Source organism: Bizionia sp. (assembly GCF_048259285.1).
GTDB lineage: Bacteria > Bacteroidota > Bacteroidia > Flavobacteriales > Flavobacteriaceae > Algorimicrobium > Algorimicrobium hallyeonense.
In genome coordinates, this window is record NZ_JBLXHU010000027.1 from 1 (window position 1) to 22,905 (window position 22,905).

The window sequence follows — 22,905 nt, forward strand, 5'->3', positions numbered from 1 at the left end:
CAATTATAAATTTTTAAAAAATTAAATGTTTTTATGTTTGTGCTGTCCCTTCTGGCAACGATTGGCATGCAGGCGTAAGAACAAATGGAAACTAAAGAATCTATATTTATCATTTTAGCTTCTGGTGGTATTGGTTATGGTATTATGGACAATGATAATGCTCCAAATTACAATATGAATAGTAATACGGGAGATTTATTATTGAATTATCGTGTTCATTCAAAATTTGGAATAGCAACAGGGGTTGGATTTAATCAATTAAGTGGAAATGGCTTTAATGCCATTGGTAATTTTTACCACGAGCGTTATTTAATAAGAATTCCTTTATTACTAACATTTGACAAACAAGTTGCAGATAAATTCAGCATAATAGGACATTTGGGACCTTATGCTCAAAACGTTTTTAAGGATGAATATTCGTTTAATGCAGCGAAAATTGAAGATGTTTATGACGGTTGGAACTTCGGATTTCAATTAGGTCTTGGTTTTGTATATCAAATAGAACCGCATTTTGGTATTGGAATAAATTATACGGGACAATCAGACTTCACTAAGTTGGAAACTCGAAACAGCGCTGTTTTTAATGACGAACAAAAGCTAAAAAACTTAAATACCTTCGGTTTAGTTTTGCAATTTAATTTGTAAAGTTTCAAACCACATGTTAATGTGCATATAACAAAAAAACCACTTTAATACTGAAGTGGTTTTTTTGTTATATGAAATTAGAGTGAGCTTCATACCAAAATTTAATCTCAAATTAGTTAGATTTGGAATGCGTGCCATTCAATTTTAGTAATTATGACACAACTTTTTATGCTCTAATGAATCCATTTTTTTCAAAAAACCCAACTTAAAAACCTAATAACTTAACCTTAAAAACGTATACATATGGAAAATGAAAACGCCAACCTAAACACGCCAAAACAAAGACATGGATGCGTAACAGCATGGTTAATTTTAATGATAGTAGTTAATGCTATAACGGCGCTATCTTACCTTATAGCAGGCGATTCCGTCTCTGAAAGCTTTCCAGGCAGCGTGTCTAATTTCACGTTAATAATTCTTGCTCTTTTAGGTATAGCCAATGTAATTTTTGCCGTTTTATTATTTCAATGGAATAAACTTGGATTTTGGGGGGTTTCTTTCTACAAGTTTAGTAGCATTGCTTATAAATTTAAGTATTGGTATTCCCATTGGTCAATCTTTATTAGGTTTATTAGGTATTGTTATTTTATACGCGGTTTTACAAATTAAAAGAGAGCATGTTCCTGCCTGGGATTATTTAGAATAATCCTTCTAAAAGTGAAATGTTATTTTATTTTAAAGAATTTCGCTACCCTAGAGATATCACAATTCAATATATAAAACCAATTCCTAATTAAACCATTTAAGTATTTGTACATTTATAATGACTTCCGAAAAAAAGAGGATTAAAAAATTATATTTATAGTAAAAAAACTGGCGCCAATAAAAGCTTATTAAATTAAAAAACATGTGTCACAAATTCCAAAAACACGTTACGGAGCATTTTGAAAAAGCATCAGTCCGTTTAGTTGTATTAAGCTTACTTGTTTTCAGTCAGTTGTCGTGTAACCAACATAAAGATGACTATGATAGCGCCATGAATAATCAAGATTCCCTAGTGAACCGAGGTCAAGTCGTTTTTCAAAATAACTGTGGTATGTGTCATAAAATTGATAAGCAAGCAGCTGGGGTAACAATGCATTCTTTTTCTAAAACCATGAAAAAAAATGATTTATACAAATTTTTAATTGAAGGTAAGCAACACCCACAAGTAAAAATTTCTCTTAAAGAAACAGAGGCTCTTACCGCGTTTATAAATAATAAATAACCATACTATGACACAAGCGTGCTTATAGTTTAGTAACCGATTATCTTAATAAAATATTTTGATACAATAAGGGGCAATAAAGCGCCAATATCTTATTTTTATTAAAAAGCAATTTAGAATTTTATGAAAACAACACCAAAACATAATGAACGCGTAGCCAACATGACATTCGCGTCCGTATTTCCACATTATGTGACAAAAGTGGAAAAGAAAGGCCGAACAATTGAAGAATTATATGAAGTTATTGAGTGGCTAACAGGTTTTAATAAAACCAACCTACATAAGCTTATTGATGAGAAAGTTACGTTTGAAACATTCTTTAATAAAGCAACTTTAAATCCACATGCAGACCTTATTACAGGTGTAATTTGTGGTTACCGCATTGAAGAAATTGATAACCCTTTAACAAAACAAGTCCGTTATTTAGATAAATTAATAGATGAGTTAGCGAAGGGTAGAAAAATGGATAAAATATTACGTAAAACAAACGTATAATTTAGTTAAAAGTAGACGGACATCATGAAAAAATTTGACGTCTTTTTTCAATCAAAAAAAGAAAAAGCCAAAACATGATGTTTTGGCTTTTTAATATAAAATTTGACTAATTCAAATCTTATTGCAGAATCAATTTATGCGTCACGGTATTATTTGTTGTTCTAATGTTCAACATATACATTCCGGAAGCCATTCCTGTCATATCAATTGTATTTAGTCCTGAATTTAAAGTTGCTTTCTTCACAACCTGTCCTGTTATAGATACAATCATCAGAGAGATATTTCGGTCTGAAATAGCTCCTAAATTAATTTTAAAGTTTCCATTTGTAGGATTAGGATAAACACGGAAGGTTGCTGTTTGATTAAAGTCATCTATAGAAAGTGATGTTTGAGATTCTAAAGCACCCAGATCTCGTGAAGAACCAAAAACAGGTTGTCCAATCTGATCCACAAAAACATCGGTTCCATCACCTGCATCAAATGCCGGAGAATTATCTAATAATTGATGCGTTAACGTGGCACCACCATTATCTTGTAGCGGACCAACTAATGGGTTTACACCTTCTAAATCATTAGCTTGTGGTGTAAAAACATTTAAATCATCTAATCCAATCAAGTTATAATCGTTAGATATTATTGTTCCAGATACATCCATTCCCGAAGAAGCTGTATTTAAAGCAACAATGGTATTTTTTAAAGACACATTATTTACTGCATCAATTCCACCGCCTAAAGCAGCTGTATTCATAACAACCGTTACCGCATTTAAATCTAAACTAGCACCATTATTAGAAAGTCCACCACCAGATACAGTTGCCGAATTTCCAGAAATAGTAGTGGTCATCACGGACGTTATACTTCCCGTGTTGTTGTAAATTCCACCGCCTTCGTCAGCCGTATTATTATCAATAGTAGACATGGAAACACTCATCGTTGTTCCGTTTTGGTTCCATAATCCGCCACCTTCATTAGCAGCAGCATTATTGCTTATAGTACTTGTTGAAATGGTTACCACTCCAGACATTCCAGTAACATGAAGTCCACCACCATTTCCTGGTGCTGCAGTTCCTGCTATACCATTTACATCGTTACCACTCATAATTGAGTTGGTAAATGTTAAAGTTCCGTCTATAATTTCTATCGCGCCACCTGCTCTATTAGCAGCATTGGTTTCAAAAGAAGAATCTGATACTGTTACGTTACCAGCAGTGCTTAAAAGTCCACCTCCAGATGCGGAAGTACCACTTGATATATTATTTGAAATAAGGGATCCATTCGTTATGTTTAAAGTTCCTCCATTATTAAAAACGCCTGCACCACCATCATCAGCGGCATCACCTTGTGCTATATTTGAATCGATTGTTACAGCATCTAAAGTCATAACACCTGAACCGTTCCATAAACCACCACCTTCACGAGTAGCCATATTTACATTAACAGTTCCGCCTGTAATTGTAGAATTACCTGGACCTGTAATATGCAAACCACCACCATTTCCTGGTGCTGATCCGGTTGAATTATTATTTAAAATTACATTTGTTAATGTTAATGTTCCAACAGCGTTAGTTGAATTATCTTCAATACCACCACCTGCTCTATTGGATGTGTTTCCTGAAATTTCAGAATCTATAATTGTTAAAATACCGCCATCTACATTTTGAATTCCGCCTCCTGAACCAGAAGCTCCAGTAGCCATATTATTGGTAATTATTGCGCCATTTTGAACGATAAGTGTTCCTCCGTTGTTAAAAAGGGCACCGCCACCATTATCGGCATTGGCACCTAAAGCCATATTGCTATCTAAAGTTGTACCAGCTACCGTCATTATTCCTGAACCATTCCATAAACCACCGCCTTCTGAAGCTGCCGTGTTCATATTTACGGTTCCACCTGTAACATCAACCGTACTGTTTCCACTAACGTGCAGTGCGCCTCCATTTCCTGGTGCACCAGCTCCGGTTACAACCCCTGTGTCATTCGAATTTAAATTGACATTGGTTAACATAACAGCACCTTCACCATTTGTTTCAATTCCGCCACCAGCTCTGTTCGATTGGTTATCCATTATGGTAATCCCATTAGCAGTCAATGTTCCAGCAGCATTTAAAATTCCACCACCAGTTGATTGAGCGCCATCAGCACTATTATTTATAATTATTGTTGAACCTGATAAATCTAATGTTCCACCTTCATTATAAATTCCACCACCTCCAGCTGCTCCAGCTGTCATGGCATCGTTTCCTGATGCTGTATTACCATCAATTGTATGATCTACAACCGTCATAACACCCGAACCATTCCAAAGTCCGCCACCTTCGTTAGCAGCTATGTTGCCGTTTGTTGTTCCGCCTGTAATATTTGTTGTGGCAGGTCCACTTACGTGCAATCCACCACCAGAACCTGGTGCTGCAATTGCGGGCGAAACGCCTGCATTATTCATATCTAAAATTGCATTAATCAGATTTAAAGTTCCACCAGCTAACTCAATTCCACCACCTGCGCGATTGGCTTGATTGCTTGTTATGGCAGATTCATTTACGGTTACATTTCCTCCTATTGTTAGAATTCCTCCACCAGATCCAGCTGCACCATCCGCAACATTACTACTAATGGTTGTGCTATTTTGAACTAAAAGGGTTCCGCCATTGTTAAAGATTCCACCACCACCATCATCGGCAGCTGGTCCACTTGCTATATTTCCGGAAATCAATGTTCCATTCACAGTCATTATTCCAGAACCGTTCCATAAACCACCACCTTCTCTAGTCGCTGTATTTTCTGTAACCGTTCCGCCAGATATATTGGCATCCGCCATTCCTGTTATATGTAATCCACCACCATTCCCGGGCGCTGAACCTGTTGTATTAAAATCTAATGTTACATTACTTAAATTAACAATTCCATCAATGGCTTCAATTCCCCCACCGGCTCTATTAGAGGTGTTATATGCTACCCACGAATCGTTAACGGTTACAACACCATCAGTACTAAATATACCGCCTCCAGAACCTGAAATTCCAATAGCTTGATTATTTAATACTTGAGACGATGAATTAATAGTTAAAGTTCCACCGTTATTAAAGATTCCACCGCCACCATCATCTGCAGCATCACCATAAGCTATATTATTATCAACAGATGTCATCGTTAATGTCATGGTTCCTAAATTATTCCATAATCCGCCGCCTTCATGTGCTGCCAAATTATTTTCTATCATAGAAAGGTTTGAAATAGTTGCATTGGTTGTTCCTGACAAGTGCAGTGCACCACCATTTCCTGGATTAGGTATGATTATATTTCCCAAACCAATATCAACACCAGCGGCATTTCCAATTAGCGTAACACCGTCAAGTATCAGCAATCCATTAGAAGCATCTTCAATAGCACCGCCTGCTCTACTAGCATAATTTCCTGAAATTGTTAATCCATTTGCTAAATTTAAAGTTCCACCTAAATTATTAAATATGGCTCCACCTCGACCACCAGGTGTGTCTCCCATTGCTATATTGCGCGTTAATGTTGTCATGGCATCAACTGTTAGTGTTCCGCCATTGTTAAAAAGACCACCACCACCTGTAACGTTCCCAACAGCTAGGTTTTCAGAAACATCCACAGTACTAACCATCATGGTTCCACTGCCATTCCATAATCCGCCACCTTCTTTAGCCGCTATATTCCCCATTACAGTTCCACCAGTAATATTGCTATCACCAGCGCCTGTTATGTGTAAACCACCACCATTTCCGGGTGCGGCTGTAGCGGGAGACGTTCCTGCATTGTTATTATCAAGGTTTACATTAATTAAGGTAATACCTAGTCCGGCACCCGAATTATCTTCAATACCACCACCTGCTCGGTTGGCTATGTTTGCTGTAATTCCTGAATTATTTACGACCAACACGCCGCCAACATCATTAAAAATAGCACCACCGGAACCAGAAGCTCCATTAGCCGTATTAGATGTTAAAAAAGAATCATTAATAGTAACGGAGGCATTGGACATATAAATAGCACCACCATCATTAGCAACACCATTTGTAAGTGTTAAATTTTCCAGAATAATTGCTCCAGATGTTATATTAAATACTCTACTAGAACTATTGGCATCAATTGTAGAGGTCGTTCCAGAAACCCCTGATATTGTTAAATCTTTATCAATAAGAATTTCTCCTAATAACAAGGTAATATTTGTTATAGAAGGATCAAATGTAAGTGTACTTCCTGGTGTAGCATTAGCGATTTCTACTCGTAATGTTCCGGGTGTCGTTCCATCGTCAGCCGAACTTGTAATAGTCTGGCTCCATGATTTGTTGGTTGTAAAAACGGCAATAGAAATTGCAATTAATAGCGTAATTTTTTTCATCATAATTCGTGTTATTGGTTATACAATATGTCCGACTAGGGAAAGACAAAAACACTTACGAGGTTTTGTAAAAGCAGGTTTTGCAAAAACACCTATTTAACAAAATATTAACATTTTTGATAAAATAATTTGTATCTCGAATTACCGATAATCCTTTCAAAAAAACTTTTAATAACAATTCATAGTAGGATATCTTTTTTGAATATAAAATCAACATAAAAATTTGAAGTATCTTTGTCCTAAATACACCATTCATGTCATTTACAGACCTAAAACTTATTGACCCACTTTTAAAAGCCATTGAAGAACAAGGTTATACGCAACCCACGGCTGTGCAATTACAGACTATTCCGCTGGTTCTAGCCGGAAAAGATGTTATAACATCTGCGCAAACTGGCACAGGAAAAACAGCGGCTTTTGCTTTACCTATTTTGCAATTACTATCTGAAAAACAAGACGCACCGCGTGGTAACAGAACCATTAAAGCGCTAATTGTTAGTCCTACACGTGAATTAGCCTTGCAAATTGGCAATAATTTTAAAGCGTATGGCCGTCATACAAATTTACGAACAACAGGTATTTTTGGAGGTATTTCAGAAAAACCTCAAGTGGATGTTTTAACCAAAGGTGTTGATATTTTAATTGCTACTCCTGGTCGTTTAATTGATTTGGAAAAACAAGGGATTATTAATTTAGACGATGTTGAAGTTTTAGTATTAGATGAAGCTGACTTAATGTTAGATATGGGATTTATTGATGATGTGAAACATATTGATAACCTTTGTCCCAAGGAAAAACAAATTCTTCTGTTCTCGGCAACTATGCCTTATAAAGTAGAACAATTAGCACATACTATTTTAAAATGGCCTGAACGTATTGAAGTCACCACCACGTCTTCAGCCGCAAAAAACATTGGACAAGTACTATATTATGTGCCGAAACGCAATAAAATAGAATTGTGTTTGCATTTACTTCGCAACGAAATAGAAGGCAGCATTTTAATTTTTAGACGTACAAAATTTGGTGTGGATAAGTTAGAAGGTGCCTTAACTAAAAACGGCTATAAAGTAGAAACGATTCATGGTGATAAATCGCAAACCGACAGACAAGAAGCTCTTAAAAAGTTTAAAAATGGCCTGGTAAACATTCTAATTGCAACAGATGTAGCAGCTCGTGGTATTGATATTAGTGAATTGGATGCCGTAATTAATTTCGATTTACCAAACATTCCAGAAACCTATATTCACCGTATTGGTAGAACAGGTCGTGCAGGAAGTTCAGGTATGGCCTATTCGTTTTGTGGAGCTGATGAAAAAAACTATGTAACAACAATTCAGCAGCTGCTTCAAATAGCAATTCCTGTTGAAGAAAGCCATCCATATCCATTAGATCCTAAAGCGAAACCTATAACTCACAAGTCTAAAGATTCTGGTAGTAAACATAAGAAAGGACGAAAAAGTGTGGCTTCCAAAAAGAAGAAGAAACGCTGGTATTAATCTCAAATTTAAAAACATTGTAGGCCGTTTTGGTTCTACATTCATTTTTATAAATTGTATCTTTAATTTTTAATACCTGATAATTAGAGATGTTCAAATACTATTCAATCCTATTTTTTCTTGGTTTCACCACTTTAGGAATCGCCCAAATAAGCATTAAAGACAGTAAATCTGAAACGCCTATTTCCTATGCCACTATCTCTTTTGGCGATGGTCAAGGCTTATTTGCGGACGATGAAGGTCTATTTATTTTCACCGAAAAACTGTACGCTGATATTGACACCTTATATATTTCCGCTTTAGGGTATACAAACAAAACGGTTGCAACTTCTGGTCTAGGTAAAATTATTCTATTGGATGAAGAAGTCAGCGAATTGGATGAAGTGATTCTAATTGCCGAAGGTAGAAAGTTTAAAGAAGAAACCTTAAAACCCTATTTGGATGATGATTATTATAACTGTTGGTTACCAACTATTGAATCGGAAATTGCCGTATTTTTCAACAATCCGGATCCCGCACTAACAAAAATAAGCACCATTCATTTTCCAATAACGCTAGAATCTAAAGATTGGGATAAACGAAACCGTAAAAACGCTGATAAAAAACCTTTCTCTACCCTATTTAAGGTGAAGTTTTATAAAAATGATAAAGGAACACCTGGTCAAGTATTAACCTATGAAAACATTGTTTTTCGGGCTACAGAAAAAGGAGGCGATGTTTATAATTTAGACGTCAGTGCTTATAATATAACCATTCCGAAGGACGGTTTTTTTGTATCACTTCAAGTTTTAGGATACACAGATAAATCCGGAAAATTACTGCCAAACAAAAAATACAAGGAATTAAAAGGACCTGAAGGAACCGTAAAAATACCGACGAACTTCAGACCATTATTGCCATTTACAGACGAAATAAGCTTGCATAACACCTATATAAAACGCGTTTTTATTGGTAGCAATAATTGGATCCAGTTTAAACAAGGCAATATAGAATCCGGCTTACTTAAAAAAGGACTGAATAATTACGGAATTGGATTCACATATAAAGTGTATAAAGATGAATAATCCTTGGCATGTATACCTCATGGCTGGCATGTATATCCTTGCTGGTGTTATGCATTTTGTAAAACCTAATATCTACATGCGTATCATGCCGCGCTATTTACCAAACCATAAAATGCTGGTTTATATTAGTGGTTTAGCAGAAATAATTTTCGGTTTAGCTCTGTGTTTACCAGGAACAAGATCATTCGCCATTTACGGTATTATTGCTATGTTAATCGTATTTTTATTGGTGCATTTCTATATGCTTTCTAGCCAAAAAGCATCTGCAGGTATTCCCAAATGGATTTTAGTTTTACGAATTCCGCTACAATTTGGATTGATGTATTGGGCCTGGTGGTATTTATAAATATTCAAAATAATGGTTGAATATCTATTCAACGACAAAATCAAAATACCGATTTGGAAATGGTTCACCTCGTAGTGTAAAGTGCCACCATTCTTTTGGATAATTCCGGAAGCCATGCTTTTGCATAACGCGTTGCAATAGTTGGCGATTTTCCTTTTGAATTTCTGATAAATTCTGATATGCAACCCAAGATGGTTCCCCAAAAAAATCATACGGACTTCCCATGTCCAAAGGTTCTAAGGTATTTGCGTCAATAATAGTTAAATCCACTGTGCTACCCCGACTATGCCCTGACCGTGACGCGATATAACCATCACGAAACAAATGCTGTTTTTCTACTTGAGGATAAAAAGATGCTTTCATACGAACATCCTCTAAATCTTTAGCCCAACTTATAAAATAATTTACAGCACGCTGTGGTCTATAGGCATCATAAACACGTAAACATAAATTTTGTTCCGCCAATTCATCTTGAACTTTTTTCAATGCATCTGCTGTTGGTTTAGTTACAATTAAAGTATTAGTTTTATAACCTGTAATGGTATCACCAACAAAATTATTACTGGAATAATAGCGCAATTCCACATCAATATCAGGAATTACAGATTCAGCATATACAAACCCTTTTGGCAATGTTTGCTTTTGCGTAAACGCCAAGCTAACTACAACGACGAGAAATAATAGTATTTTGTTTTTCATAATCACTCTACTAATTTATAAAAAAATACGCGATGGACTTATTTTCTTCTAATAAAACTGTTTTTAAATTACCCCAAGCCGAACTGATTTATGTACCTCATTTTTATAGCCCACAAAAAGCCAGCGATTTATTTATGGCTCTTAAAGATAACTGTACTTGGCAGCAAGATGAAATTACAATTTTTGGCAAAACCCATCCGCAACCACGGCTTACAGCTTTATATGCAGACAATAAGCAAAGCTACTCCTATTCTAATATAACCATGCATCCAGAAATATTTACCGATGAATTATTGGATATTAAAACCGATATTGAAAACGAGGCCAATGCCAAATTTACTACAGTTTTACTAAACAGGTATCGAAATGGTTCTGATAGCAATGGTTGGCATGCGGATAATGAAAACGAACTAGGCATAAATCCTATAATTGCATCGTTAAGTTTAGGTGCTTCCAGGTATTTTCATTTAAAACATCGAACTATAAAAACAGAACGTCATAAACTACTTTTAGAATCCGGAAGTTTACTTATTATGGCCGGAGAAATGCAGCAGTATTGGCTTCATCAAATTCCGAAAACTAAAAAAAATGTTGGCGAACGAATTAATTTAACGTTTCGAAAAATAGTGTAACAAAAAAAACCGAGGTCCCTCAACCTCGGTTTCGTTTTTATTTGCTTTATTATTATGCTGTTAGATTTAGGGTCTCTAGTATCAACGACATAATGCAAATATTAATTAATTAATCCATTGAACTAAAAAGTATGTCTTTTAGTACACTTCAAATATAAAATTACTTTTTAATCGCGACGTTTAAAAGCTTATATTTTCGATGAAATACATCTTTTTTTAACATTTATCGACTAAATATCATTTTTACCCGACGAAACGCACATTTATTCATTCGTAATTTTAGATTAAATTTTAAAAGAGACATATCTAAAAATTGTAATTTTACGTTGTATGTGATAAACGTAATATTATTCAATTTCAATATCCTTATACTATGAAATTATTTATTTCCATTTTAACACTTTTATTTGCACTACCAGTATTTACACAAGAACCTACTACCATTCAAACAGAAATTGAAGTATCACCTTTTGTTGATGGTTCTCTATTAGAACCAAAAGATGCTAGTAAAAATATTTTAGCGATTATCATTGGAGATTATGGTCCAACGGATAGAAATGGAAATCAGAATTTTCAAAAAAATAACAACCTTAAAAAAATAGCTTATAGTTTAGCTGCAAATGGCATCAGTTCCTTTCGATATGATAAACGCATTGTGAAACAAATTTTAAAAGGTCGTGTAAATGCACGATTGACTTTTGATGATTATATTAAGGATGCCAAAGATGTAGTAAACTATTTTGTTAAAAAAGATAATTACGCATCTATTTATATAATAGGTCACGGTCAAGGTAGTTTAATAGGTATGTTGGCTACTGACGAAAATATTGCAGGACTTATTTCGTTAGGTGGTTCTGCTAAAAGCATTGACCAAGTTATATTAGAACAAATTGAACAAACGGCTCCTGGATTAAAACCAGATGCGGAACGTGTTTTTAGTGTGTTGAAGTCTGGAAAAACAACAACGGATTTTCCACAAGCACTCTCCAATATCTTTAGTTTAGACACCCAAGACTTTATGGGTAATTGGATGCAATACCATCCTGTAGAAATTATTAAAACTCTAAATAGTCCTGTATTAATTATTAATGGCACTAAAGATTTACAAGTTTCTTTAGCGGAAGCGCAAGAACTTCAAGATGCTGCCAAACAAGGAACTTTAAAAAATATCACCAATATGAATCATGTGTTATTCATTATTGAAGGTGGCGATCTAGAAAATTCAAAATCTTACAATGAATCCTTCAGACCATTAGCTCCAGAACTTATTGAAACACTTACGGCGTTCATAAAATAACACACATTACTTCCTGTTAAAAAAAAAAAAAGCACTCTAAAAAGAGTGCTTTCCTTACTAACCAACCAAAAATATGAAATGTTATTGTTTTTAATTGGAGTAACCACACTCCAATTAAAGTTAAGTTACAATAACACTAATTGTATTTCAATAGTCGTGCCAAAAGTGAGTTGCGTGCTAATAAATTTATACATATCTTTATGATATCAATTTAATATCATAATAAATAACTAATCATGAAAGAAGAGAAAATTATATCACCTGCAAACGGCTACTTAATGCTATTTGTATTCCTTGCATTATTTTTTGGAAGCATTGCCACCGCTATTACCACTGAAAACCCAGCCTACATTGCCGTTGTTGTGTTGGCATTATTTATTGCGCCTGGCTTTATTATGGTACAGCCTAATGGTTCTCGCGTTTTACTATTGTTTGGAAAATATGTTGGCACCATTAAGGACAATGGATTTTATTGGACGAATCCATTTTATACCAAGAAAAAAATATCATTACGCGCGAGTAATTTTGACAGTGAAAGGCTGAAAGTCAACGATAAACTCGGAAATCCTGTCATGATTAGCACCATTTTAGTGTGGCGTGTTCAAAATACCTACAAAGCTGCCTTTGATGTGGATAATTATGAAAATTTTGTCCGTGTACAAACCGATGCAGCGGTAAGAAAACTAGCCAGTATGTATCCGTATGACAATTTTGCGGACGAAGGTTTGGACGAAGATATTACCTTGCGCTCTAGTTTAAATGAAGTCAGCGTAGCTTTAGAAAAAGAAATAGACGAGCGTTTGTCTATTGCAGGTATTGAAGTATTGGAAGCAAGAATTGGTTATTTAGCCTACGCCCAAGAAATTGCTAATGCCATGTTAAAACGTCAGCAAGCAACGGCTATTGTTGCAGCAAGACATAAAATTGTGGAAGGCGCTGTAAGCATGGTTGAAATGGCTTTAGATGAATTAAGCAAGAAAGACATTGTCCATTTAGATGATGAACGTAAAGCGGCTATGGTTAGTAATTTAATGGTTGTTTTATGTGGTGATAAAGATGCTTCTCCAATTGTAAACGCTGGCACATTAAACATGTAAAGCTTACTTCAATTAAAAAAGAGCACTTTCAATCATTACAAATTAATTTCAAGAACTCTAATTCCTTATGAAAGAATATAAAGTTGAAGTACCACAGTTAGGTTGGCGCAACCGCATGCAAAGTTTTGAAGATTTAATTAATCAATATGGTCGTGAAGGCTGGCGTGTAATCCACATAGCTCAAAATTATACGAGTGTTGTTTTTGAACGTGATAAAAACAGATAATTATGAAAAAAATAAATTTATTGCTACTTCTTCTTTGCGCAAGCCAATTAATCATAGCGCAAGGAACAATTGCTTCGGAAGACATTATGCTAAAAAACGATAGTATTATTCTTCCCGGCACCTTAACCTATAATAAGGAATTAAAAAAGCAGCCTTTGGTTATTTTTATTCATGGCTCGGGAAACGTAGACCGAAATGGAAACCAATTAGGTTTGGCAAATGCCAACTATATCAAACAATTAGCTGACAGCTTAAACCAACGTAATATTGCTTTTTATAGATATGATAAACGTTCGGCCAATTGGTTGAATTTACGATTCATGATGAAAGATCTAGATTTTGTTCGCTTTGCCGATGATGCTAAAATAGCCATCAATAATTTTAAAGATGATAAGCGGTTTTCTAGCATCACACTTATTGGGCACAGTCAAGGCTCATTAGTAGCTATGTTAGCTTCAACTGATTATGTAGACAAATACGTATCATTAGCTGGTCCAGCAGACCCTATCGATGTCATTATGACCAAACAATTCAAAATTCAAAATGACACATTAGGTCTTAAAACCGAAGCGCATTTTAAGGAATTACGAGAAACGGGAAGTATAGAAAACGTAGACTCTGAATTAGCAGCTATTTTTGTAAAACCAAATCAAGGTTTTTTTAAGACATGGATGATTTATAATCCTTCCGAAGAATTAAAAAAACTATCTATACCTATTTTAATTTTAAATGGGGATAAAGATTTACAGGTTTTTGAAAGCGATGCTGAAGCCTTACATCAAGCAAATCCAAAGTCGGAATTAGTCATTATTCCCAATATGAATCATGTGTTAAAACACATTGAAAAGGATGAAGACAATGAGAAATCCTATAAATCACCAGATTATCCACTATCGGAAACATTAATAAACACCCTTGAAATATTTATAAAAAAATAGCATGTCCAAGAAAAAAGCTTTTGCATTACGAATGAATGAAGAGATGCTCAAAGCCGTTGAGAAATGGGCTTCCGACGAGTTTAGGAGCACCAATGGCCAAATTGAGTGGATGCTTATGCAATACTTAAAAGAAAATAATAGATTGCCAAAATCGAAAAAAAATACTTCAAATAAAAGCGACTCCTAAAGTCGCTTTTTTTAACCCGTTTATTTTGGTATTTTGCAGCACAAAATAATAAGCAACCATGCAAGAACCACTTTTTACGAATGACACAATTGTCTTTGGACTTTTAATGCTCACACTCGGATTCATTTTTTACACGGAATCTATAAAAACAGGTTTTTGGCCTAAATTCTACAAAATAGTACCAGGATTATTTATGGCATACATGCTACCTGCTGTATTAACAACTTCTGGACTTATTGCCCCGGAATGGGAAACCGTCAACGAAGCCGGCGAAATAACAAAAGAAAGCACCAGTTTATACTATATGGCGAGTCGGTATTTACTACCTGCAGCCTTGGTATTAATGACATTAAGCATTGATTTAAAAGCCGTATTTAATTTAGGTTGGAAGGCATTAGTTATGTTTTTAACTGGAACATTAGGTATTGTAATTGGCGGTCCAATTGCAATCCTACTAATATCTTTGGTCTCGCCTGAAACCGTAGGAGGAGCTGGACCAGATGCAGTTTGGAGAGGTTTATCAACACTGGCAGGAAGCTGGATTGGTGGTGGTGCCAACCAAACGGCCATGTTAGAAATATACCAATATAACCAATCTGAATATGGAAAAATGGTATTTGTGGATATTGTGGTTGCCAATATATGGATGGCCATTATTTTAATTGGTATTGGGCGTTCTAAAGCTATAGACAAATGGTTACGTGCAGACAATTCAGCTATAGAGGCTTTAAAAGAAAAAGTTACATCATTTTCTAAAAGTGTTAATCGTAATCCATCATTAACGGATATAATGATTATTGTAGCTATTGCATTTGGAACTGTAAGTATTGCTCATATTGGCGCAAACTTTCTTGCACCATTTTTCAGTGATGTAGTTAGTGGTATTGAGTCTAATACTTTGAGAAATACGTTTACATTTTTAGATTCACAATTTTTCTGGATGATTAGTATTGCCACTTTAATAGCCATTTTGTTGTCTTTTACAAAAGCAAAAAACTACGAAGGTGCTGGAGCCAGCAAATTTGGTTCTGTATTTATTTATATTCTAGTGGCTTCCATAGGTATGAAAATAGATTTAGCATCAATTTTTGATAATCCAGGACTAATTGCTGTTGGTCTAATTTGGATGAGTATCCATGCCATATTATTGATTATCGTGGCCAAAATTATTAGAGCACCTTACTTCTTTTTAGCCGTAGGAAGTCAAGCCAATGTTGGTGGTGCAGCTTCTGCTCCTATTGTAGCTTCGGCTTTTCACCCATCTTTAGCTACAGTTGGCGTTTTGCTAGCTGTGTTTGGGTATGCTATTGGAACTATTGCGGCAATTGGTTGTACAATTTTAATGCGATTAGCAGCCGTTGGTTAGTATTTAAACAATAATTATAAGATATTTGCGCCCTAAAATTTAAAATAACCAATGAAGCATTCATTTATAGTATTAGCACTTTTATTGTTAGTTTCTTGTGGAAAAGACCAACATGATTTAACCGTAAAAGGAACCATAAAAGATTTAAAAAAAGGCACTTTATACCTACAGAAAATTCAAGATTCAACTTTAATTACAGTAGACTCTTTAACCATTAATGGCGAATCTACTTTTGAACTTCATGCGGATTTAGAATCTCCTGAAGTATTCTTTCTGCATTTAAATAAAACGAATGAAGATGCTTATGGCAAAATCCCTTTTTTTGCTGATAAAGGTGTGACAGAAATTAACACCACATTAAAAAACTTCGAATTAAATCCGGAAATTAAAGGTTCCAAGCAGCAAGTCATTTTTGAAACTTATTTAAAAATGATGGATCGTTATAACGATAAAAATCTGGAATTAATTAAAGCTGAAATAGATGCTAAAACTCAAAATGATTCTACTTTAATGGCTACCAATATGAAAGCTTATGAGAATCTCCTTAAAAGTAAGTATTTATACACAGTTAATTTTGCTATTCAAAATAAAGACAGTGATGTAGCACCTTACGTAGCTTTAACTGAAATTTATGATGCGCAAATAAAATGGTTAGACACGATTAATAACGCGTTAACACCAGAAATTAAGGCTTCCAAATATGGTAAGGAATTGGATGCTTATATAAGGGAGCGTAAGGCTAACTAAGCTCTCGAATACCTCAAGTTAACATTGTAAAATTTATGATCCCCAGATCTATTACAACATTCGGTCTTTTATTCTTTGTGCTTTTTACATTGCATTCTATTAAAGCCCAACCAAAAAAAGGCCCATATATTAAAGCCTCTTTAGGTTTGGGAGCCAGCCTACCTTTTGATGATGCAGATGTGTCATCTAACGGGTTTTATGCTCAAGGAGAATATGTATTAGGAATTACAAGATGGTTTGGCGTAAGACCGTATGTTGGTGTCATGTTAGCTTCTTCTCATAACGACTACTCGTCTCAACCACAATTAGGTTACCAAGTATCAACAAGCGCCTTATTATTGGGTGGCAAAGTACGACTTGCAATACCAATCCCTTGGATTGCACCTTATGTGGAAACAGGCATTGGTACCTCAATTGGGTCCTTTACAACCATAACGCCTTATACAAATGCAGAAAAAAATGGATTTGTAGTTCATATACCTGTCACTTATGGATTAGCCATAGGTAGAAATCATAATTTTGAAATTGAACTCACTTTTTATTATCATCCTTCAATAGAACAATTTGCAGGAGCTGCAGCAATTGGATTTTCATTTCCCATTTAATTAAACCCTAATTTTATGAAAAAAATTTCACTACTACTTATCTTTATTATAGGTTCACTTACAATTCAGGCGCAATCAAATTTTAAAATTGGCTTAGACGCTGGTATTAATTACCCATCTGTTTACGGATTTGATAACGCGAAATACCATAACTTCAAAGCGGGCTTTTTAATAGGTGCTTCATTTGATTATTATTTAAGCGAAAAGTTATCATTAAAGACAAATATTAATTATGAACAAAAAACTCAAGAGTACAGAATAACCTTTTTTAGTTATTATGGTGGAACAGAAAGTAGTAATCAGGATTTTAATCGTAAAATTGGTCTAATAAACATTCCAATTTTACTGAAATACGAATTTTGGAACTCTAATTTCTTTATGAATGCAGGTCCATTTATAAACTTTGTAATCAGCGATAAAACAGACTCCGAATATTTAGAATATGGTAACGGACCAGCTCCCGAAAGCAATAAAATTGACACAGGCATTTCAGCTGGTATAGGAGCCAACATTGCCCTTTCAGATAAACACACTATAACTATTGAAATTCGTGATGATTTTGGTCTGATAAATACTAGTAGTGTTCCTGAGTATTACGAAGCTAGTTTAAAAACCAACATGATTAAATTGATTGTTGGCTGGAATTTAGGGATATAATTATTTTCCATGCTCTGATTTTATACTCACGCCTTATTTTCAATTAACATCAAAGTAATAAGTACTTAAAAACTATAAAAACTCCATACAGCATTATTTTTGTTTTGGAGCTTTATATTAAGCTATTTATATTTATTTCCTGTCCCTGAAAAGCATGCTTTTTATATCCTTTATATAAACAAAAAAACTCCAACCTATTTCTAGTATTGGAGTTTAAACTTTAGAGCCGATGGAGGGACTCGAACCCACGACCTGCTGATTACAAATCAGCTGCTCTAGCCAGCTGAGCTACATCGGCAAAAGAAGCTGCAAATATAATCCTGAAAATTACATGTGCAACTATTTTTCTCTATTTTTTTATCCTAGTTTATTAATTTTTTCGATTAATGCACGTCCTTTTTCTTCAAGTTCCGCATTAATAGCTTTAAAGTGTGCTTTTTTATCTTCAACACTTCTATCGTTTACTTTAACAATTAAGGTATCAAACGTTGCGATTGCTTCGTCAATAATTGCTTCACTCTTTTTTGTATCCTTGTCTGTGTTTGAGTATTCCCAAACATAAACTGCTTCAATAATATCACCTAATACATAATTAATGTCTTTTTTTAGGTCTCTTTTATTTGCCATAATAGTAATTTTAAAATTTTTACAAAAGTAGTTAATTTAATTGTATTCCCGCCGTTTAGATGTGCTATTTAAATACAAAGAAATTATTTTTTATTTACACGTAAACTTCTAGCAATGTGGCGTTATCAGTTACTAATTCAAAATCCTTTAAGGCGGCTGGGAGTAATACAGTTTCGCCAGTTTGCAAAGCAGTGCTAAAACCATTTGCTTTTACCAAGAGTTGTCCAGCCACACACATATAAATAATGAATGAATCCTTCGTATTTCTTTTTATAAGTGGCTCGGATAATTTCAAATAATTAACGGTAAAATATGGACAGGTTACCATAGGATTGTCCTTATTTTTTACTTTTGAATAATTAACTCTGAAATTTTCAGGCATATTAAAGTCGAAAGCTTCCAAAGCTAAATCAATATGAAGTTCACGCTCGTTTCCTGCATCATCTACCCGGTCCCAATCGTAAACTCGATACGTAATATCACTTGTTTGTTGTATTTCTGCTAGCAATACGCCTGATCCAATAGCATGAACTCTACCAACATCAATGAAATAAGCGTCGCCTGTTTTAACCGTATCAAAATTTAAAATTTCTGGGAGCGTTTTATTTTCTAAATGCTTCAGATAGATTTCTGAATCCATTGGTTGATTAAACCCAACAATTAAATTCGCATCTTGATCCGCTTGCATTACATACCACATTTCGGTTTTACCAAAGGAATTGTGGCGTTTGGAGGCTAATGTATTATTAGGATGCAACTGAATGGATAAATCCTCCTTGGCATCAATAAATTTAATAAGCAAAGGAAAGGTGTTTCCAAATTCCGCATAATTTTGTTTGCCTATCAAATCATCTTTATAAGTACTTAATAAATGCTTTAAGGATTGACCTTTTAAACTCCCATTAGCAACCATAGAAACATCGCCTTCCACATCACTTATTTCCCAACTTTCACCCACATTTTTTACCGTTGACGGCTTATTGAGAATGCTTTTCAACTTCTCGCCTCCCCAGATTTTATCTTTTAAAATAGGACTGAATTTTATAGGATAGAATTGATTTTTCATTATTTATCTGAATAGGTTACAAAATTCCGAGGTGTCTCATAAAGGGTAACCTCAAGGTCTAAATTAGCATCTAAATGCGGTCGTAACTTATTAAAAATGACAACCACAATATTTTCAGCTGTAGGGTTTAAATCTTGAAATTCAGGAACATCAAGATTTAGGTTTTTATGATCGAAAGCATCTTCAATTTCAGACTTTATTAAATCCTTTAAAATTTTCACATCAACAACATATCCTGTTTCTTGATCAATTTCACCAGTAACACTCACAATCATATCGTAATTATGACCATGAAAACTAGGGTTATTACATTTGCCAAAAACAGCATCATTCTTTTGATCTGACCAGTCTTTACGGTACAAACGATGAGCTGCATTAAAATGTGCTTTTCTACTTACGGTTACTCTCATTGTTCTGCAATATTAATGTGTTCATAAAATTTTTGAAAAATAATTTTGAACCAAGCTGTATATAAATCTGGCTGACGCTTCATATCTTCTTTTATAGAGTCTAGAGCCATCCATTTCCAAGCTGCTACTTCTTCAGGGTTTATTTCAGGAGCATCGTTAAAATAGCCTATCATAATATGATCAAATTCATGTTCAGTTAAGCCATTGTCAAAAGGCGCTTTGTAAATAAATGAAATAGACTCTTCCAAATCCGTTACAAACCCCATTTCTTCTTGAAGCCGACGTTTTCCGGCATCTATATTACTTTCACCATCACGTTGATGGCTGCAACAGGTATTTGCCCATAACCCAGGAGAATGGTATTTGTGCATAGCACGTTGCTGAATCATTAACTCCTTTTTATCATTAAAAACGAATACTGAAAATGCACGATGCAATAATGCTTTTTCATGAGCTTCCATTTTGCCCATAAGCCCAATTTGCTCATCATTTTCATTAACTAAAATTACTTGTTCTTCAATCATACCGTAAAAATACCATTCATAAAATTAAAAATACAACAAACTTATCACAAAAATAAAAAGCCCTTAAAGCATAACATTTTTTGCATAGATAAAATGTATCTTTGCTACCCATTTTAAAACAGAATATGAGTTTTACATCAGAGATAAACAGACGACGTACTTTTGGTATTATTTCGCATCCAGATGCCGGAAAAACCACCTTAACCGAAAAATTATTATTATTTGGTGGTGCTATTCAAGAAGCAGGTGCTGTAAAAAGCAACAAGATTAAAAAAGGTGCAACTAGTGATTTTATGGAAATTGAACGCCAACGTGGAATATCTGTTGCAACTTCCGTTTTGGCTTTTGAATATGATGGTATTAAAATTAATATTTTAGATACACCTGGACACAAGGATTTTGCGGAAGATACCTTTAGAACTTTAACCGCTGTGGATAGTGTAATTGTGGTGATTGATGTGGCCAAAGGTGTGGAGGAACAGACGGAAAAATTAGTTGAAGTTTGCCGAATGCGTAATATTCCTATGATTGTTTTCATCAACAAAATGGATCGTGAAGGTAAAGATGCCTTCGATTTATTAGATGAAGTTGAACAGAAGTTAGGCTTAAGTGTGGTGCCTTTAAGTTTTCCTATAGGAATGGGTTATGACTTTAAGGGTATTTACAATTTATGGGAAAAGAATATCAACCTATTTAGCGGTGATAGTCGAAAAGATATTGAAGAAACAATTGAAATTTCTGATTTACAATCTAGTGAAATAGATAAACTAATTGGTGAAAAAGCTGCCAACACTCTTCGAGAAGAAGTGGAATTAGTGGAGGGTATTTATCCAACTTTTGATAGAGACAGTTATTTAAGCGGGCAGCAACAACCTGTATTTTTTGGTTCTGCTTTAAATAATTTTGGTGTAAGAGAATTGTTGGATTGCTTCGTAGAAATTGCACCAAAACCAAGACCAAAACAAAGCGAAGAACGCCTAGTTAAACCTGACGAAAAGAATTTTACCGGTTTCGTATTTAAAATTCATGCCAATATGGATCCGAATCATCGAGACCGTTTAGCATTTATTAAAATTGTTTCTGGAAAATTTGAGCGTAATAAGCCCTATTTACATGTTAGAAATAACAAGAAATTAAAATTTTCAAGTCCAAATGCTTTTTTTGCCGAAAAGAAAGAAATTGTAGATACCTCTTATCCTGGTGATATTGTGGGATTGCATGATACTGGTAATTTTAAAATTGGTGATACCTTGACTGAAGGTGAAATTATAAACTACAAAGGTGTGCCAAGTTTTAGTCCAGAACATTTTAGATATATTAATAATGCCGATCCATTAAAATCTAAACAATTATACAAAGGAATTGATCAATTAATGGATGAAGGCGTTGCGCAATTATTTACGTTAGAACTTAACGGCCGAAAAGTAATTGGAACTGTTGGTGCTTTACAGTATGAGGTTATTCAATACCGTTTAGAGCATGAATATGGTGCTAAATGTACCTATGAAAACCTGAACGTTCATAAGGCCTGTTGGGTTGAGGCCAAGGATAAAAAAAGTGATGAATACAAAGAATTCATTCGTGTGAAACAACGCTTTCTAGCCAAAGACAAACAAGATCAGTTGGTATTTTTAGCGGATTCGCCATTCTCTTTACAGATGACCCAGCAGAAATATCCGAACATTAAATTCCACTTTACATCTGAATATTAATTAAGTATAAACAGCTGTTAATCGAAAAAACTTTGTGAAAATTTGTATTTAATCGAATTTTTAATACATTTAATCGATAGGCACATGTGTAAAATGCCACCTGTTTATTTTTTTTTAGTCTAGAATAACCCCAAATTATTAATTACTATGAGAACTAAAGACCAGTTTTTCAGTAATAAGAATATTACTGTAACCTACAGTCCAACTAGATGCATAAATGCGGAGCGTTGTGCAAAAGAGCTTTCTAGTGTATTTAGGCAGAGCGTAATACCTTGGATAGACTTGGAAGGGGACAGTGATGAGAATATTATTAGCCAAGTAAAGAAGTGCCCTTCCGGTGCTTTACAATTTTCCCTAAACAAAAAGCAGGCATCTTAATAGAAATGTTTTAAACTAAAAAAACCTTTAATTAAAAGGTTTTTTTTAGTTTAAGCTTGACCCGTAGGACCAAAATTAAGAGGAATTGGAGGTTGCTCGTTAAAAAAATATCGAGAACCTC

Annotated in this window: 25 protein-coding genes and 1 tRNA gene; 19 read left to right on the forward strand and 7 right to left on the reverse strand. The window is 34.5% G+C overall.

The annotated features are described in order from the left end of the window. The first annotated feature begins 84 nt into the window (after positions 1-84). The 4 genes from ACN0QX_RS11850 (at position 85) to ACN0QX_RS11865 (ending at position 2,347) form a co-directional block, all read left to right on the forward strand. Positions 85-645, forward strand: a complete 561-nt coding sequence (locus ACN0QX_RS11850) for a hypothetical protein (protein WP_417197221.1) — start codon at positions 85-87, stop codon at positions 643-645. 243 nt (positions 646-888) lie between these two features. Next, a complete protein-coding gene (locus tag ACN0QX_RS11855; RefSeq protein ID WP_417197223.1) occupies positions 889-1,254 on the forward strand; it encodes a hypothetical protein in 366 nt (121 codons plus the stop codon). 238 nt (positions 1,255-1,492) lie between these two features. Continuing rightward, positions 1,493-1,852 carry a cytochrome c gene (locus ACN0QX_RS11860; RefSeq protein ID WP_248395199.1) on the forward strand — a complete coding sequence of 120 codons (360 nt, stop codon included), beginning with the start codon at positions 1,493-1,495 and terminating at the stop codon, positions 1,850-1,852. Positions 1,853-1,975: 123 nt separating this feature from the next. Then, the gene (locus tag ACN0QX_RS11865) at positions 1,976-2,347 is read left to right on the forward strand and encodes a DUF2200 domain-containing protein (RefSeq protein WP_248395200.1); all 372 of its coding nucleotides are present in this window, start codon (positions 1,976-1,978) and stop codon (positions 2,345-2,347) included. A gap of 118 nt (positions 2,348-2,465) precedes the next feature. Here the strand turns inward: ACN0QX_RS11865 and ACN0QX_RS11870 are convergent, their stop codons facing one another. Then, the gene (locus ACN0QX_RS11870) at positions 2,466-6,713 is read right to left on the reverse strand and encodes a beta strand repeat-containing protein (RefSeq protein WP_417197226.1); all 4,248 of its coding nucleotides are present in this window, start codon (positions 6,711-6,713) and stop codon (positions 2,466-2,468) included. Positions 6,714-6,964: 251 nt separating this feature from the next. Between ACN0QX_RS11870 and ACN0QX_RS11875 the strand changes: the two genes are divergently transcribed. The 3 genes from ACN0QX_RS11875 to ACN0QX_RS11885 all read left to right on the forward strand — a co-directional run bounded on the left by ACN0QX_RS11875 (position 6,965) and on the right by ACN0QX_RS11885 (position 9,616). Next, complete coding sequence (locus tag ACN0QX_RS11875; RefSeq protein WP_417197228.1) at positions 6,965-8,206, forward strand: DEAD/DEAH box helicase; 1,242 nt, start codon at positions 6,965-6,967, stop codon at positions 8,204-8,206. 89 nt (positions 8,207-8,295) lie between these two features. Then, complete coding sequence (locus tag ACN0QX_RS11880; protein ID WP_417197230.1) at positions 8,296-9,270, forward strand: hypothetical protein; 975 nt, start codon at positions 8,296-8,298, stop codon at positions 9,268-9,270. Beyond that, complete coding sequence (locus ACN0QX_RS11885) at positions 9,263-9,616, forward strand: MauE/DoxX family redox-associated membrane protein (protein WP_417197231.1); 354 nt, start codon at positions 9,263-9,265, stop codon at positions 9,614-9,616. The genes ACN0QX_RS11880 and ACN0QX_RS11885 overlap by 8 nt, the downstream gene beginning before the upstream one ends. Positions 9,617-9,640: 24 nt before the next feature. Here the strand turns inward: ACN0QX_RS11885 and ACN0QX_RS11890 are convergent, their stop codons facing one another. Further along, a complete protein-coding gene (locus tag ACN0QX_RS11890; RefSeq protein WP_417197233.1) occupies positions 9,641-10,315 on the reverse strand; it encodes a M15 family metallopeptidase in 675 nt (224 codons plus the stop codon). A 32-nt stretch (positions 10,316-10,347) separates the two neighbouring features. On the opposite strand from ACN0QX_RS11890, the gene ACN0QX_RS11895 reads away from it, so the two are divergent. The 10 genes from ACN0QX_RS11895 (at position 10,348) to ACN0QX_RS11940 (ending at position 18,067) form a co-directional block, all read left to right on the forward strand. After that, positions 10,348-10,947, forward strand: a complete 600-nt coding sequence (locus ACN0QX_RS11895; RefSeq protein WP_417197235.1) for an alpha-ketoglutarate-dependent dioxygenase AlkB family protein — start codon at positions 10,348-10,350, stop codon at positions 10,945-10,947. A gap of 373 nt (positions 10,948-11,320) precedes the next feature. Further along, positions 11,321-12,244: an alpha/beta hydrolase gene (locus tag ACN0QX_RS11900; RefSeq protein WP_417197237.1), complete on the forward strand. Its 924-nt coding sequence runs from the start codon at positions 11,321-11,323 to the stop codon at positions 12,242-12,244. Positions 12,245-12,480: 236 nt separating this feature from the next. Beyond that, entirely contained in the window at positions 12,481-13,341 is an 861-nt protein-coding gene (locus ACN0QX_RS11905; protein ID WP_248395208.1) for an SPFH domain-containing protein, read from the forward strand. A 67-nt stretch (positions 13,342-13,408) separates the two neighbouring features. Then, positions 13,409-13,567, forward strand: a complete 159-nt coding sequence (locus ACN0QX_RS11910; protein ID WP_148367401.1) for a DUF4177 domain-containing protein — start codon at positions 13,409-13,411, stop codon at positions 13,565-13,567. 2 nt (positions 13,568-13,569) lie between these two features. Next, positions 13,570-14,505, forward strand: a complete 936-nt coding sequence (locus ACN0QX_RS11915) for an alpha/beta hydrolase family protein (RefSeq protein ID WP_248395209.1) — start codon at positions 13,570-13,572, stop codon at positions 14,503-14,505. 1 nt (position 14,506) lies between these two features. Continuing rightward, positions 14,507-14,692, forward strand: coding sequence for an Arc family DNA-binding protein (locus ACN0QX_RS11920; protein ID WP_376860116.1), 186 nt, complete (start codon positions 14,507-14,509; stop codon positions 14,690-14,692). Between the two features lie 58 nt (positions 14,693-14,750). After that, on the forward strand, positions 14,751-16,058 hold the full coding sequence (locus ACN0QX_RS11925) for a DUF819 domain-containing protein (RefSeq protein ID WP_417197240.1): 1,308 nt from the start codon (positions 14,751-14,753) through the stop codon (positions 16,056-16,058). Positions 16,059-16,109: 51 nt separating this feature from the next. Then, the gene (locus tag ACN0QX_RS11930) at positions 16,110-16,805 is read left to right on the forward strand and encodes a DUF4369 domain-containing protein (protein ID WP_417197242.1); all 696 of its coding nucleotides are present in this window, start codon (positions 16,110-16,112) and stop codon (positions 16,803-16,805) included. Positions 16,806-16,840: 35 nt separating this feature from the next. Then, positions 16,841-17,410 carry an outer membrane beta-barrel protein gene (locus ACN0QX_RS11935; protein WP_417197244.1) on the forward strand — a complete coding sequence of 190 codons (570 nt, stop codon included), beginning with the start codon at positions 16,841-16,843 and terminating at the stop codon, positions 17,408-17,410. 15 nt (positions 17,411-17,425) lie between these two features. After that, entirely contained in the window at positions 17,426-18,067 is a 642-nt protein-coding gene (locus tag ACN0QX_RS11940; RefSeq protein ID WP_417197246.1) for a porin family protein, read from the forward strand. Positions 18,068-18,291: 224 nt separating this feature from the next. Here ACN0QX_RS11940 and ACN0QX_RS11945 read toward each other — a convergent pair. From ACN0QX_RS11945 to idi, 5 genes are all read right to left on the reverse strand, one after another. Next, positions 18,292-18,365: transfer RNA gene (locus tag ACN0QX_RS11945), tRNA-Thr, on the reverse strand. Between the two features lie 59 nt (positions 18,366-18,424). Continuing rightward, positions 18,425-18,694, reverse strand: coding sequence for a hypothetical protein (locus tag ACN0QX_RS11950; RefSeq protein ID WP_066251171.1), 270 nt, complete (start codon positions 18,692-18,694; stop codon positions 18,425-18,427). A 94-nt stretch (positions 18,695-18,788) separates the two neighbouring features. Then, positions 18,789-19,760 (reverse strand): type I phosphomannose isomerase catalytic subunit, encoded by a 972-nt coding sequence (locus ACN0QX_RS11955; protein ID WP_417197248.1) that lies wholly within the window; start codon positions 19,758-19,760, stop codon positions 18,789-18,791. Further along, positions 19,760-20,170, reverse strand: a complete 411-nt coding sequence (locus ACN0QX_RS11960; RefSeq protein WP_376860102.1) for a 6-pyruvoyl trahydropterin synthase family protein — start codon at positions 20,168-20,170, stop codon at positions 19,760-19,762. Before ACN0QX_RS11960 ends, ACN0QX_RS11955 begins: the two co-directional genes overlap by 1 nt. Further along, positions 20,167-20,694 (reverse strand): isopentenyl-diphosphate Delta-isomerase, encoded by a 528-nt coding sequence (gene idi / locus ACN0QX_RS11965; RefSeq protein ID WP_248395216.1) that lies wholly within the window; start codon positions 20,692-20,694, stop codon positions 20,167-20,169. The genes ACN0QX_RS11960 and idi overlap by 4 nt, the downstream gene beginning before the upstream one ends. A gap of 125 nt (positions 20,695-20,819) precedes the next feature. On the opposite strand from idi, the gene ACN0QX_RS11970 reads away from it, so the two are divergent. Further along, entirely contained in the window at positions 20,820-22,406 is a 1,587-nt protein-coding gene (locus ACN0QX_RS11970) for a peptide chain release factor 3 (RefSeq protein ID WP_376860098.1), read from the forward strand. Positions 22,407-22,553: 147 nt separating this feature from the next. After that, a complete protein-coding gene (locus ACN0QX_RS11975; protein ID WP_417197251.1) occupies positions 22,554-22,784 on the forward strand; it encodes a (4Fe-4S)-binding protein in 231 nt (76 codons plus the stop codon). Positions 22,785-22,905 lie beyond the last annotated feature (121 nt).

What these genes read in the sequence shown, in the direction of transcription:
- ACN0QX_RS11850 (WP_417197221.1), top strand. Translation starts at nt 85, where the DNA reads ATGGAAACTAAAGAATCTATATTTATCATTTTAGCTTCTGGTGGTATT.
- ACN0QX_RS11855 (WP_417197223.1), top strand. Translation starts at nt 889, where the DNA reads ATGGAAAATGAAAACGCCAACCTAAACACGCCAAAACAAAGACATGGA.
- ACN0QX_RS11860 (WP_248395199.1), top strand. Translation starts at nt 1,493, where the DNA reads ATGTGTCACAAATTCCAAAAACACGTTACGGAGCATTTTGAAAAAGCA.
- ACN0QX_RS11865 (WP_248395200.1), top strand. Translation starts at nt 1,976, where the DNA reads ATGAAAACAACACCAAAACATAATGAACGCGTAGCCAACATGACATTC.
- ACN0QX_RS11870 (WP_417197226.1), bottom strand. Translation starts at nt 6,713, where the DNA reads ATGATGAAAAAAATTACGCTATTAATTGCAATTTCTATTGCCGTTTTT.
- ACN0QX_RS11875 (WP_417197228.1), top strand. Translation starts at nt 6,965, where the DNA reads ATGTCATTTACAGACCTAAAACTTATTGACCCACTTTTAAAAGCCATT.
- ACN0QX_RS11880 (WP_417197230.1), top strand. Translation starts at nt 8,296, where the DNA reads ATGTTCAAATACTATTCAATCCTATTTTTTCTTGGTTTCACCACTTTA.
- ACN0QX_RS11885 (WP_417197231.1), top strand. Translation starts at nt 9,263, where the DNA reads ATGAATAATCCTTGGCATGTATACCTCATGGCTGGCATGTATATCCTT.
- ACN0QX_RS11890 (WP_417197233.1), bottom strand. Translation starts at nt 10,315, where the DNA reads ATGAAAAACAAAATACTATTATTTCTCGTCGTTGTAGTTAGCTTGGCG.
- ACN0QX_RS11895 (WP_417197235.1), top strand. Translation starts at nt 10,348, where the DNA reads ATGGACTTATTTTCTTCTAATAAAACTGTTTTTAAATTACCCCAAGCC.
- ACN0QX_RS11900 (WP_417197237.1), top strand. Translation starts at nt 11,321, where the DNA reads ATGAAATTATTTATTTCCATTTTAACACTTTTATTTGCACTACCAGTA.
- ACN0QX_RS11905 (WP_248395208.1), top strand. Translation starts at nt 12,481, where the DNA reads ATGAAAGAAGAGAAAATTATATCACCTGCAAACGGCTACTTAATGCTA.
- ACN0QX_RS11910 (WP_148367401.1), top strand. Translation starts at nt 13,409, where the DNA reads ATGAAAGAATATAAAGTTGAAGTACCACAGTTAGGTTGGCGCAACCGC.
- ACN0QX_RS11915 (WP_248395209.1), top strand. Translation starts at nt 13,570, where the DNA reads ATGAAAAAAATAAATTTATTGCTACTTCTTCTTTGCGCAAGCCAATTA.
- ACN0QX_RS11920 (WP_376860116.1), top strand. Translation starts at nt 14,507, where the DNA reads ATGTCCAAGAAAAAAGCTTTTGCATTACGAATGAATGAAGAGATGCTC.
- ACN0QX_RS11925 (WP_417197240.1), top strand. Translation starts at nt 14,751, where the DNA reads ATGCAAGAACCACTTTTTACGAATGACACAATTGTCTTTGGACTTTTA.
- ACN0QX_RS11930 (WP_417197242.1), top strand. Translation starts at nt 16,110, where the DNA reads ATGAAGCATTCATTTATAGTATTAGCACTTTTATTGTTAGTTTCTTGT.
- ACN0QX_RS11935 (WP_417197244.1), top strand. Translation starts at nt 16,841, where the DNA reads ATGATCCCCAGATCTATTACAACATTCGGTCTTTTATTCTTTGTGCTT.
- ACN0QX_RS11940 (WP_417197246.1), top strand. Translation starts at nt 17,426, where the DNA reads ATGAAAAAAATTTCACTACTACTTATCTTTATTATAGGTTCACTTACA.
- ACN0QX_RS11950 (WP_066251171.1), bottom strand. Translation starts at nt 18,694, where the DNA reads ATGGCAAATAAAAGAGACCTAAAAAAAGACATTAATTATGTATTAGGT.
- ACN0QX_RS11955 (WP_417197248.1), bottom strand. Translation starts at nt 19,760, where the DNA reads ATGAAAAATCAATTCTATCCTATAAAATTCAGTCCTATTTTAAAAGAT.
- ACN0QX_RS11960 (WP_376860102.1), bottom strand. Translation starts at nt 20,170, where the DNA reads ATGAGAGTAACCGTAAGTAGAAAAGCACATTTTAATGCAGCTCATCGT.
- idi (WP_248395216.1), bottom strand. Translation starts at nt 20,694, where the DNA reads ATGATTGAAGAACAAGTAATTTTAGTTAATGAAAATGATGAGCAAATT.
- ACN0QX_RS11970 (WP_376860098.1), top strand. Translation starts at nt 20,820, where the DNA reads ATGAGTTTTACATCAGAGATAAACAGACGACGTACTTTTGGTATTATT.
- ACN0QX_RS11975 (WP_417197251.1), top strand. Translation starts at nt 22,554, where the DNA reads ATGAGAACTAAAGACCAGTTTTTCAGTAATAAGAATATTACTGTAACC.